Annotated in this window: 8 protein-coding genes; 6 read left to right on the top strand and 2 right to left on the bottom strand. The window is 53.9% G+C overall.

The window, feature by feature from the left end; translation table 11 throughout:
• Positions 1–48: 48 nt before the first annotated feature.
• Together dcp and ACOTZB_RS02555 are read left to right on the top strand one after the other, a co-directional pair.
• The gene (dcp, locus tag ACOTZB_RS02560) at positions 49–2,082 is read left to right on the top strand and encodes a peptidyl-dipeptidase Dcp (RefSeq protein WP_421626437.1); all 2,034 of its coding nucleotides are present in this window, start codon (positions 49–51) and stop codon (positions 2,080–2,082) included.
• Between the two features lie 321 nt (positions 2,083–2,403).
• Complete coding sequence (locus tag ACOTZB_RS02555; RefSeq protein ID WP_421626436.1) at positions 2,404–4,986, top strand: bifunctional diguanylate cyclase/phosphodiesterase; 2,583 nt, start codon at positions 2,404–2,406, stop codon at positions 4,984–4,986.
• 60 nt (positions 4,987–5,046) lie between these two features.
• Here ACOTZB_RS02555 and ACOTZB_RS02550 read toward each other — a convergent pair whose 3' ends face one another.
• A complete protein-coding gene (locus ACOTZB_RS02550; protein WP_033145409.1) occupies positions 5,047–5,718 on the bottom strand; it encodes an MgtC family protein in 672 nt (223 codons plus the stop codon).
• A gap of 456 nt (positions 5,719–6,174) precedes the next feature.
• On the opposite strand from ACOTZB_RS02550, the gene ACOTZB_RS02545 reads away from it, so the two are divergent.
• A complete protein-coding gene (locus ACOTZB_RS02545; RefSeq protein ID WP_421626435.1) occupies positions 6,175–7,383 on the top strand; it encodes an MFS transporter in 1,209 nt (402 codons plus the stop codon).
• 19 nt (positions 7,384–7,402) lie between these two features.
• Here ACOTZB_RS02545 and ACOTZB_RS02540 read toward each other — a convergent pair whose 3' ends face one another.
• Positions 7,403–8,392, bottom strand: a complete 990-nt coding sequence (locus ACOTZB_RS02540) for a 2-hydroxyacid dehydrogenase (RefSeq protein WP_421626434.1) — start codon at positions 8,390–8,392, stop codon at positions 7,403–7,405.
• Between the two features lie 326 nt (positions 8,393–8,718).
• Here ACOTZB_RS02540 and ACOTZB_RS02535 point away from each other — a divergent pair, with 326 nt between their 5' ends.
• The 3 genes from ACOTZB_RS02535 (at position 8,719) to ACOTZB_RS02525 (ending at position 12,085) form a co-directional block, all read left to right on the top strand.
• Complete coding sequence (locus ACOTZB_RS02535) at positions 8,719–9,042, top strand: hypothetical protein (RefSeq protein WP_126303231.1); 324 nt, start codon at positions 8,719–8,721, stop codon at positions 9,040–9,042.
• Positions 9,043–9,257: 215 nt separating this feature from the next.
• Positions 9,258–11,897: a YdbH family protein gene (locus tag ACOTZB_RS02530; protein WP_421626433.1), complete on the top strand. Its 2,640-nt coding sequence runs from the start codon at positions 9,258–9,260 to the stop codon at positions 11,895–11,897.
• The gene (locus ACOTZB_RS02525; protein WP_014169918.1) at positions 11,894–12,085 is read left to right on the top strand and encodes a YnbE family lipoprotein; all 192 of its coding nucleotides are present in this window, start codon (positions 11,894–11,896) and stop codon (positions 12,083–12,085) included. Before ACOTZB_RS02530 ends, ACOTZB_RS02525 begins: the two co-directional genes overlap by 4 nt.
• The last annotated feature ends 3 nt before the right edge of the window (positions 12,086–12,088 follow it).

Below are 12,088 nucleotides of genomic sequence, written 5' to 3'. Positions count from 1 at the left end.
TGACGGCCTGGCCTACTCTGGGAGGATACCCGTACTCAGGAGTGAAAGATGACGGCCACGAATCCCTTTTTTGACATCAGCCTGCTGCCTTACCAGGCCCCCCATTTTGATGAAATCAACGATGGTCACTATCGCCCGGCCTTCGATGAAGCGCTTCGCCAGAAGCGGGCGGACATTGACGCCATTGTGTCTCAAGCCGCTGCGCCGGACTTCACCAACACCGTGCTGGCGCTGGAGAAAAGCGGCACCATGCTCTCACGCGTCAGCAGCGTGTTCTTCGCCATGACCTCCGCACACACCAATGCGTACCTGCAGGAGCTTGAGGAGCAGTTTTCCACCGAGCTTGCCGCGCTGGCAAACGACATCTGGCTGAATGACACACTTTTCGCCCGCGTGGAGAGCGTCTGGCAGGACCGTGCCGCGCTGGACGCCGAATCCCGTCGGCTGGTCGAGGAGACGTATCAGCGGTTTATTCTGGCCGGGGCGCGTCTCAATGAAATGGAAAAAGCCGAGCTGAAGGCGCTGAATACCGAGGCGGCGACCCTGACCAGCCAGTTCAACCAGCGTCTGCTGGCTGCCGATAAGACGGGTGGGCTGGTGGTGGATTACGCGCACCAGCTTGATGGGCTCAGCGCCAGCGAGATCGCCGACGCGGCGCAGGCTGCCGCGGAGCGAGGGCTAAAAGATCGCTGGCTGATCCCGCTTCTGAACACGACCCAGCAGCCGGCGCTTTCCGCGCTGCGCAATCGTCAGACCCGCGAAAACCTGTTCAAAGCAGGCTGGACGCGCACCCAGAAAGGGGATGAAAACGACACTCGCGAGCTGATCCTCCGCCTAACGGCGCTGCGCGCCCGGCAGGCCCGCCTGCTGGGCTTTGACGATTACGCCAGCTGGAGTATCGCCGACCAGATGGCGAAAACCCCGGACGCCGCGCTGGAATTTATGCGCGGCATTGTGCCCGCCGCCCGCGCCCGGGCAGAGCGCGAGCAGGCCGATATTCAGAAAGTCATTGATGACGAGCAGGGCGGTTTCACCGTGCAGGCCTGGGACTGGGCCTTTTATGCCGAGCGCGTGCGTCAGGCAAAATATGCCCTCGATGAATCGCAAATCAAACCCTATTTTGCGCTCAATACCGTATTGCACGATGGCGTTTTCTGGGCCGCAAGCCAGCTGTTTGGCATCCGCTTTGTGGAGCGCTTCGATATTCCGGTGTATCACCCGGACGTCCGCGTATGGGAGATTTTCGACCACACCGGTGAGGGCATGGCGCTGTTTTACGGCGACTTCTTTGCCCGCGATTCCAAGCAGGGCGGGGCCTGGATGGGGAATTTCGTTGAGCAATCCTTCGAGCTTGCTGCCCGTCCGGTGATCTACAACGTCTGTAACTACCAAAAACCGGCTAACGGTGGCGTCGCGCTTCTCTCCTGGGATGACGTGATAACCCTGTTCCATGAGTTTGGTCATACGCTGCACGGTCTCTTTGCCAGCCAGCGTTTCGCCACCCTTTCCGGCACCAATACGCCGCGCGATTTCGTTGAATTCCCGTCGCAGATCAACGAACACTGGGCCAGCCATCCGCAGGTGTTTACCCACTACGCCCGCCATTACGAAACCGGTGAGCCGATGCCGGACGCGCTGCGTGAAAGCATGCTCAACGCGACCCATTTCAACAAGGGTTATGACATGACGGAGTTGCTGGCTGCCGCGCTGCTGGACATGAACTGGCACGGAATCAGCGAAGCCGTTTTGAGCGTGGACGCGTTTGAAACGGCAGCACTGAAAAAAGAGGGGCTGGATCTGCCCGCCGTACCGCCGCGCTATCGCAGCAGCTATTTTGCCCATATTTTCGGCGGCGGCTACGCGGCGGGATATTACGCCTACCTGTGGACGCAAATGCTGGCGGACGATGGTTATCAGTGGTTTGTCGAGCAGGGTGGTTTGACTCGCGAAAATGGACAGAAATTCCGCGAGGCGATTTTGTCCCGTGGTAACAGCACGGATCTGGCTGAACTGTATCGCAGCTGGCGCGGGCACGATCCGAAGATTGAACCGATGCTGGAAAATCGCGGATTGAGCGAATAGATCCAGTCTCGTCAGAAAAAAGAACCGGGCTTTACGCCCGGTTTTTTTATAGGCTCCAACGTGCTTGTAACGTCTTCTGCAAAAATAGTTTTAATATGCGTTCTTTATAAATAAAACAGGTGAGATTAAAACTTACTTCGAACAGTATATTTAATTTACCGAGTTTAGGCAGTAAAAGAGTTAATGATTAATAATTTGATCTGGGTTAGAGAAATCAAATATTCTTTAACCTCAGATTTTTAGCTATAAATTTTTGTTATTTTGTGCCGATAAATGAAAGTGGCATAAAAATCGACGCAGTAGCAGTTAAGAAGGCGAAAGATGACCCTACCTCTGAACAATCCGGGCTTCACCGACACCGAGCCTTCTAAAGGCCTGATAAATAAAACCTTTACCTATATTGTAACGTTGTTGATAAGCATTTTTATTGCGGCAATAATTTCCCTGTTAATAATAAAAGATAATGTGAATGAAATCAGCGACACGCACGATGAATTTTTGTTAAGGAAAGCCCTCGATACCCGCCAGGAAAGCATGCGAAGTCATTTGAAAGACAATGCCGAGTGGGGAGATGCCTACAAACATCTTCATCTGAACAATGACGTACACTGGGCATGGGATAAGCAGAACCTGGGCAAATCCCTGTATGACAACTTTGGCTACGAAGGGGTGTTTGTTCTCTCGCCGGAAGGGAGCACGCGATACAGCGTCGTTGACGGGAAGCTGAAGCTTCAGGAGCTGGAGCGCTGGTTAGACAAATCAACCAAAGACCGTTTACTCCATGAGTTGAGTATAAAAAAGGGAGTGCCGGTTTCTGTGCTAGCGCTTATCGATTCCGTGCCGGCCATTGTTTCTGCGGAATGGATAACGACGGGCGATGATACGAGCGTGCAAACCATGCCCGGAAAACCGTCGACAATGGTGTTTATAGACAAGTTAACGGCTAAAAAACTCCTCACGATTGGGCAGGATGCCGGTATCCAGAACGTTCGTACTTCTCCCGCTACAGCCACTTCTCAAATAAATAATCAGACAGAATTTACCTTAAGCACCCAGAATGGGGATGTGAAAATTATCTGGGACGGTGAAAATCCCGGCCAGGCGTTAATAATTTATTTTTTGCCATTGCTCATTCTTTCAGTCGTTCTGACGGTATTGATGACGGTGATATTAATGCGCCATATTATGCACAAGGCGAGAATGCTTGACGAAAATACGTTTCTCCTCGAGCAGGCGCGGTTGAATCTTATTATGAGTGAAAAACGATTTCGGGACGTCAGTGAAACAACCAGCGACTGGTTCTGGGAAACAGATTTATCGTTAAGGATAACGTGGCTTTCGGGTCGTTTTTCTACAATAACGGGATATGAAAATAGCAAATGGATAGGCCGCAGGTTGGATGAACTCTTTCCGTCGACAAGCGGATTATCACATGACTGCGCCAGGCAGCGGGACTTAACCGAACGCTTTGAATTTAAAAACTGTCCTTATACTCACGCGCAACAATCCACCTCATATTGCACGCTTCTGGCAAAATTTTCTGCTCAGCCTGATGGAACGGTGGTGTTGCGAGGCGCGGCAACCGACGTTTCTCAGGAAGTTGAAGCAACTAAACGCGTGGAGTTCCTGTCACGCCATGATGAATTAACCGGTCTGCCGAACCGGTATCACATTAAGGAATTTCTGGCTGGCAAGTTAGCGAAAGAAGACCTTAATCATTATCCCTTTGCCATGATTTGCCTTGATTTAGACAAGTTTAAACCCGTCAATGATATTTTCGGGCACTCCACCGGCGATGCCCTGCTTGGGGAGGTCGCTTCACGTCTTAAAAATTGCGTTCGTCGAGGTGATTTTGTCGCACGGCAGGGAGGGGATGAATTTATGCTGCTCCTCGGTAACACCAGCCAGCAAGAGCAGATTGAGGAGGTGTGTCGTCGCATCGTGCAAGAACTTAACCGTCCTTTCGCCATTGAGGGCAATGATGTGGCGATAGGCGTAAGCATGGGCATTGCGCTTGCTCCCCGGGATAGCAGCAGCGCAAACGATCTTCTACGCTACGCGGATATTGCACTGTATCAGGCTAAACAATCCGGCAGAAACCGATGGGTCTATTATCGCCCGGATATGTCGGAAAAGCTGACTGAACGCAGGAAACTGGAATTAGAACTCAAGACCGCGATTCGCGAAGAACAGCTCTACCTGGTTTACCAGCCGCGTTATAACCTCCGGTATTCTAAAATTGAGGCCGTCGAAGCGCTGGTGCGCTGGCAGCACCCGGCTCGGGGGACCATAATGCCCGATCAGTTTATCCCGCTGGCAGAAGAAACCGGGCTGATTATTAGCCTGAGCAACTGGGTCATACGCAAAGCGTGTGCGGAGACGAAAGATAAATTGCCGGGATTATCGGTATCCGTCAATATTTCTGCTATCGAATTCCAGGCAAGCGATCTAGCCGAAAGAATAAAAGAGATCCTTCACGAAACGGGGCTTGAACCCAACCGGCTGGAAATTGAAGTGACTGAAAATGTTACGCTTTCCGACCCCGAAAAAACCTTGCAGACCATGAAGTCTCTCAAGAAAATGGGCGTCCGCATTCTGATTGACGATTTCGGCACCGGCTATGCCTCTCTGAGCTATCTGCGGAAGTTTCAGTTTGACGGGCTTAAGCTCGACAAGAGCTTTATTTTTACCCTGGGGGACTCGCCGCAGAACCAGTCAGTCGTGGAGAAAATTATCGACTTGGGGAAAGCCTATTCCATGGCGGTAACCGCAGAAGGGGTAGAGACCGCCGAACAGCTGTCATTTCTTAAAAAAAATAAATGTGATGAAGTTCAGGGCTACCTGCTTGGAAAACCGGTCGCCATTACGGACTTAAATTTAAACGCCAACAGAGTAAATCTCTAAATCGCGCGTTCACTCAGGAATGCATAAATGAAAAACCGGGCTTCTCGCCCGGTTGAGTATTCATATTGCGTGACAGCTGACGGACGCGATAATTTTATTTCCGCCCATATTACCCATAATCAGATCGAGTAATTTTCGGTATTCCTCCCGGGTCATCACCTCCGCGCGGATTTCAGTTTTACCTTCTGCTTGCGCCGTTGCCGAATAAATCGCTTTCAGACTTAACGTCAACTCTTTCGCCATATTTACGACGCTCTGCCGCACCGCATCTTCATGCTCATCATTGCAGGTGATTTTAAGTACATAGCATTTTTCGCCTTCATGGAGCACGGGCAGCTGATTAATTCGCTGCGCGGCTTCACGAAGCAATATGTTGGCGCAGAGAATAATTAGGCTGGCCATCGCGGCATTCCAGAACTGGCCTAATCCGCAGAGCACGCCAATTCCGGCCGAGCACCACAGCGTCGCGGCGGTGTTCAGACCACGAATATTCATCCCTTCACGCATAATGACGCCAGCACCAAGAAAGCCTATGCCGGAGACGATCTGCGCTGCGATACGCCCCGGGCTATCAGGAGAAGTCGATACCGAACTTAAAATGAACACTGCCGCACCCGTAGCAACCAGTGCATTGGTACGAAGTCCGGCCATACGCTGGCGCCACTGTCTTTCCGCGCCAATAATTGCGCCCAGCAGCATCGCTGCGAGCAGATGTGAGATATAAGGGAACATCAGCCTGTCGCCTGTTAACGTTATTAAATAATAAGCGTCAGTGCTTTGCTAAGCACATCATAACGCCGTTTAAATGCTAAACGTGTCAGGACGACGGTGGCGGAAAGAGTGAATGTGTAAACATGAACATGCGATGCCCCACAAATTGAGCGGTTTTACTATTTCGGGATACAATCGCTTAAAGAGGATTGCTGCCCACCGTTTCAGGTAAGCAGCGAGGAAATCGCGCTAGCTTACCTTCGTATCGACTATAAAATAACTTTCCAACGAAGGACTCCTGTGAAAATTTATTGCCAGTATAGTCAGGGGCGATAATGAGTAAAGCGAAAAAACAGCCTCCGTTATGAATTGTTTAAGTTCGGAAGACATATTTTTTAAGACGTCATCTGATTTTCAAAAATACCCGCTATACTACATTTCCTTTTTTACAGGCGATAACAGACAAAGGCAGGAAGTATGTCTCTTCGTTCGCTGCGGGCATTGTGCCTGACAAGTTTTTTCATCGCGGATGTCCGCGATGGCCTCGGTCCTTTTCTCGGTATTTTTCTGACCGAGCGCCACTGGACTCCCGATGATATCGGCATCCTGATGACGGCCGGTGGGCTGGCGGGATTACTGGCCACGCTGCCGGCGGGATTCATCACCGACACCTCGCGCAGCAAGCGGACCGTGCTGGCGCTGGTGTGCCTGCTCATCACTCTTAGCACGCTCCTGCTCTGGTTTAGCCAGCAGAGCGCTGTTGTCGCCGTTTCGCAAATTGTCTCCGGTATCTGCGCGGCGTTTGTCGGTCCGCTGATCGCCGGAATTACCCTGGGGCTGACCGGCCAGAGCGGATTCAGCGCGCAGATGGGCAAAAATGAGGCGTTCAATCACGGCGGCAACTTTGTTACTGCACTGATTGCAGGGGGCATTGCCTGGTACTGGGGCGTCGGCGGGATTTTCCTGCTGATGACCTGTACCACGCTGTTAACGCTCTGCGCGCTGCTTGCCATCCGCAACGAGGATATCGATAACGACGCGGCGAGGGGGCTCTCTTCTTCAGCGAGCCTGCCGGTTCCCGGCTTTGCCGTGCTGATTAAAAACCGGGCGCTGTTTGTGACCGGACTGACGCTGCTGCTGTTTCACCTGGCGAACGCCGCGCTGTTGCCGATGCTGAGCATGAGGGTGGCCGCCGCGCCCGCCTCGATCAACCCCGGTTTGTACGCGGCGGGCACCGTTATCATCTCTCAGGCCGTGATGATCCCCGTCGCCATCTGGGTCGCCCACCGAATAGACCGCTACGGCTACTGGCGCTTGATTATGCTGGCGCTGCTCGTGATGCCGGTGCGCGCCGCGCTGGCGGCGTCTACGGACGCGCCGTTAATGATGATCCCGGTACAAATTCTCGACGGGCTGGCCGCAGGGATCCTGGGTGTCGCGGTACCGTCGTTTATCGTGGTGCTGTTGCGCGGGAGCGGGCACGTCAATGCCGGGCAGAGCGTGGTGATGCTGATGCAGGGGGTTGGGGCATCCATGAGCCCGGCGTTAACCGGCACGATTGCGGGTCATTACTCATTTGCCACGGCATTCAGTGTCCTGAGCGCGATTGCGCTGGTGGCCGTCCTGCTCTGGTGGTGCTTTGCGCACCGGAGCTGGGAAACAGACAGTACGCCGGGTGGGGCATAGCCGTCACCCGGCGTCACGCTTACGCCAGTTCGTTAGGGCACGCTTCGCCCTTTTCCAGCTGCTGCAGGTTACCCAGCGTGGTTTCTGAAATGCTGATCAGCGCTTCGGCAGTCAGAAACGCCTGGTGTCCGGTAAACAGCACGTTATGACAGGCAGACAGGCGGCGGAACACGTCGTCCTGAATCACATCATTTGACTTGTCTTCAAAGAACAGATCGCGTTCGTTCTCGTACACGTCCATCCCCAGCGCGCCAATTTTTTGGGTTTTCAGCGCTTCGATAGCGGCCTGAGAGTCAACCAGCCCGCCGCGGCTGGTGTTGATGATCATCACGCCATCTTTCATCTGGTCAAACGCCGCCTGGTTGAGCAGGTGGTAGTTCTCCGGCGTCAGCGGGCAGTGCAGGGAGATCACGTCAGACTGCGAGAACAGGGTCGGCAGGTCGACGTATTCCACGCCCAGCTCCAGCGCAGCGGCGCTCGGGTATGGATCGAACGCCAGCAGACGCATGCCGAAGCCTTTCAGAATGCACAGGGCGGCGACGCCGATTTTACCGGTGCCGATCACGCCCGCGGTTTTGCCGTACATGGTAAAGCCGGTCAGCCCTTCCAGGGAGAAGTTGGCATCACGGGTGCGCTGATAAGCGCGATGAATACGACGGTTGAGCGACATCATCATGCCAATCGCATGTTCCGCGACCGCTTCCGGGGAGTACGCCGGGACGCGCACCACCCTCAGACCCAGCTCTTTCGCCGCGTCGAGGTCCACGTTATTAAAGCCCGCGCAGCGCAGGGCGATATACTTCACGCCCTGTTTTTTCAACTCTTCCAGCACCGGACGACTGCCGTCGTCGTTAACAAAAATGCAGACGCCTTCACAGCCGTGCGCCGTTTTGGCGGTTTTTTCGGACAGAAGAAAGTCGAAAAATTCAAGCTCAAACCCGTAAGCCTCGTTAACATGTTGCAGATACTTTTTGTCGTACTGCTTTGTGCTATATACCGCGAGTTTCATAAGACTTTCTCCAGTGATTTTGCATTCACGTTAGCATGATTAAAATTATCTTACAATTTATAAAATATTATTGAATTCAATAAGTTCTATCAATTATTCTAGAGCATATGTGCACCCTAACTCCATGATATTCTTGCTACGAGGAATCTTTGGCGTGAATCTGGTTAGGGCGTGTAGAGAAAAATGCAGTGGGTTGAGGATGCGAAAAAAGCCTGTCTGAATTACGTTAAAGAATGGCAAGAGGGTGTGAAAACTGCAATCCTTCTGGATGTGATGGGACGATATTAGGAACCGGGTGAGTTTCTGATAAAGAGGGAGAATGATGCATGTCGCAACAACTGGGGTTGTCCTTATCTCCGCCAATGCTGCCCGCTTTGTACTATTTCATTGTATCTATAGTAGTTTTTTTCTTGTTATATTTCGGGAAACAGAAGATTACCCGGCTAAGAAAATACCCACTGTTCATTGCCTATACGCTGTTTGTGATAGCCATTGCAGCCATCCAGATTAACGTTTTTGCCAACGGCTATGAGTTTGTTAGCGGTTTTTTACATATCGATTTTGATCCCTGGCGGTACGACTCGGTGTACTGGGGGTCATTGATATTCGCAATGCTTTACCTGCTGGCAGTGCCCAGGAACAGGTATTAATTACGCAGTTATTCCGGCTTCTTCGCCTGAAATTATGCGTAACCCACTGAATCTAAATTGTGTTCTTTAGGTTACGCATAGCAAAAAAGTTACCTCATCCTATTTACAGCATCTATCCTTAATCTTGGCGTCAACTTCAACTCAACCGCTAAACATGCGACAATGATCGGCACTGCCGGCTTAATTCTTTCGCTAAATCAGGATATTAACTGCCCATGAAGGGTAAATACAAAGCCGCTCTTGCGCTTTTACTGCTGTTCATACTGTTGCCGCTGACGCTGCTGATGACGCTCGCCCAGTGGGTACCGACGCTCGCCGGGATCTGGCTGCCCGTCGGGACGCGCATCGCTTTCGAAGAGAGTCCGAAACTGACCCGCCACGCGCTGGTGATCCCCGATCTTCGCTATCTGGTTGAAGACTGCGAAATTGCCCGCATCGATAACGTGACGCTGTCACATCCGAGCCGCTGGAAGCTGGATATCGGCGCGCTGGATCTCAATTCCGTCTGTCTGGGCAAAATTCCCCAGTCTGCGCCCTCAACGGTCGCCCCCAAAACGCTGGCGCAGTGGCAGGCGGTGTTACCCAATACCTGGATCACGGTTCACCGTCTGACGCTGTCGCCCTGGCAGCAGTGGCAGGGCGAGCTGCATGCGTCGCTGACGCCGTCCATTCAGGAGATCGCCTATAAAGGCGAGCAGGTCAGCATTAAAGGCACGCTGCGCGGTCAGACGCTCTCGGTCAGCCAGTTTGATGTACAGCTCCCGGACCAGCCGCAGCCGATTAAGCTGGTGGGCGAGTTTACCTTGCCGCTGGTGCCGGACGGCGTGCCGGTGAAAGGCCACGCGGTGGCGACCTTTAACGTGCCACAGTTGACGTCTCTGGTCGATGCCGATCTGGACTGGGAAGACAATCAGGGTCAGCTGGTGGTGATGGCGCGGGACAATTCCGATCCGCTGCTCGACCTGCCGTGGCAGATCACCGCGCAGCAGCTGAACATCAGCGACGGGCGCTGGAACTGGGATCTCTCGGGGATGCCGCTGAGCGGGCGGGTATCCCTTCGCGCCGACAACTGGCAGCAGGGGCTGGATAACACCACCCTGACCGGACGGCTGAATGTGCTTACCCAGGGTGATGCGGGGAAAGGCAACGCGGTACTGAACATTGGGCCCGGCAGGCTCAGCATGGAAAACAGCGACATGCCCCTGCATCTGAGCGGCGAGGCGAAGCAAAACGATCTTATTCTTTACGCCAAATTGCCCGCAACGCTGACCGGCAGCCTGTATGAACCGCAGCTGGCCTTTGAGCCGGGCGCGCTGCTCCGCTCGCGCGGACGCATCATTAACTCACTCGATATCGATGAAATCCGCTGGCCGCTGGCGGGCGTGAAGCTGACGCAGAAGGGCGTGGACGGTCGATTACAGGCGATTCTGCGCGCCCATGAAAACCAGATGGGGGATTTTGAACTCCACCTGGACGGCCAGGCCAACGACTTTTTACCTGATAACGGCCTGTGGCAGTGGCGCTACTGGGGGAAAGGCGGTTTTACGCCGATGCATGCCCGCTGGGATGTCGCCGGGAAAGGCGAGTGGCGCGACAATCTTATTGAGCTGACGGCGCTCTCCACCGGTTTTGACAAGCTCCAGTACGGTACGATGGAGGTCAGCAAGCCGCGTCTGGTGCTGGAGCAGCCTGTACGCTGGCTGCGTGACCCTGAAAAACCGGCCTTCAGCGGCGCGCTGTCGCTCAACGCCGGGCAAACCCGTTTCTCCGGCGGCAGCGCGTTGCCGCCTTCGGTCCTGACCTTCAGCGTCGACGGCACCGACCCGACCATTTTTCAGTTTAAGGGCGACCTCCATGCGGACAAAATCGGCCCGGTACAGGTGAACGGACGCTGGGATGGCGTGCGCCTTCGCGGGCAGGCCTGGTGGCCGAAACAGTCCCTCACCGTCTTCCAGCCGCTGATCCCGCCGGACTGGAAAATGACGCTGCGCGACGGGGAACTTTACGCGCAGGTCGCCTTCTCGGCGGCGGCCGATCAGGGCTTTGAGGCCGGTGGGCACGGCGTGCTGAAATCCGGCAGCGCATGGATGCCGGATAACCAGATTAACGGCGTCGATTTTGTGCTGCCGTTCCGCTTCAGCGAGGGAACCTGGTCCCTCGGCACGCGCGGTCCGGTCACGTTGCGCATTGGCGAAGTGGTAAACCTGGTGACCGCGCGCAACATTACCGCGGATTTACAGGGGGACTATCCCTGGACGGAGGACAATCCGCTGCTCCTTACCAACGTGAAGGTGGAAACCCTCGGCGGGAAGATCACCATGCAGCAGCTGCGGATGCCTCAGCACGATCCGGCCCTGCTGCGCGTGGACAATATCTCTTCGAGCGAGCTGATCAGCGCCGTTAATCCGAAACAGTTTGCCATGTCGGGGCCGGTGAGCGGGGCGCTGCCGTTCTGGCTGGACAATGAAAAATGGATCATTAAAGATGGCTGGCTGACCAACCCGGGGCCAATGACGCTGCGCATCGACAAAGATACGGCAGACGCCATCGTGAAGGATAATATGGTGGCGGGCGCGGCGATTAACTGGCTCCGCTATATGGAAATTTCGCGTTCGTGGACGAGAATCAATTTAGATAATCTGGGTGAATTAACCATGCAGGCGACCATCAAGGGGACCAGCCGGGTGGATGGCAAAAGCAGCTCCGTCAACCTGAACTATACCCATGATGAGAATGTCTTTACCCTCTGGCGCAGCCTGCGCTTTGGAGACAACCTGCAAACCTGGTTTGAGCAACATGCGGCGATACCTGCTCCCCGCAGTTTGACTGGCAAGGAAAGTGAGGAACAACAATGAAAAAGATGGCTGGTGTGCTCACCGTTGCCGTTGCCGCGCTACTGACCGGCTGTACGCCGCGCATTGAAGTCGCGGCGCCAAAGGAGCCGATTACCATCAATATGAATGTCAAAATCGAACATGAGATCCACATTAAGGTCGATAAAGACGTCGAAACCCTGCTGAAATCGCGCAGCGATCTGTTCTGAGGA

Source organism: Enterobacter cloacae complex sp. SHL020, assembly GCF_049236945.1.
GTDB classification, from domain to species: domain Bacteria; phylum Pseudomonadota; class Gammaproteobacteria; order Enterobacterales; family Enterobacteriaceae; genus Enterobacter; species Enterobacter dykesii.
This window is presented reverse-complemented; position numbering and strand designations above follow the sequence as displayed.

What these genes read in the sequence shown, in the direction of transcription:
- dcp (WP_421626437.1), top strand. Translation starts at nt 49, where the DNA reads ATGACGGCCACGAATCCCTTTTTTGACATCAGCCTGCTGCCTTACCAG.
- ACOTZB_RS02555 (WP_421626436.1), top strand. Translation starts at nt 2,404, where the DNA reads ATGACCCTACCTCTGAACAATCCGGGCTTCACCGACACCGAGCCTTCT.
- ACOTZB_RS02550 (WP_033145409.1), bottom strand. Translation starts at nt 5,718, where the DNA reads ATGTTCCCTTATATCTCACATCTGCTCGCAGCGATGCTGCTGGGCGCA.
- ACOTZB_RS02545 (WP_421626435.1), top strand. Translation starts at nt 6,175, where the DNA reads ATGTCTCTTCGTTCGCTGCGGGCATTGTGCCTGACAAGTTTTTTCATC.
- ACOTZB_RS02540 (WP_421626434.1), bottom strand. Translation starts at nt 8,392, where the DNA reads ATGAAACTCGCGGTATATAGCACAAAGCAGTACGACAAAAAGTATCTG.
- ACOTZB_RS02535 (WP_126303231.1), top strand. Translation starts at nt 8,719, where the DNA reads ATGTCGCAACAACTGGGGTTGTCCTTATCTCCGCCAATGCTGCCCGCT.
- ACOTZB_RS02530 (WP_421626433.1), top strand. Translation starts at nt 9,258, where the DNA reads ATGAAGGGTAAATACAAAGCCGCTCTTGCGCTTTTACTGCTGTTCATA.
- ACOTZB_RS02525 (WP_014169918.1), top strand. Translation starts at nt 11,894, where the DNA reads ATGAAAAAGATGGCTGGTGTGCTCACCGTTGCCGTTGCCGCGCTACTG.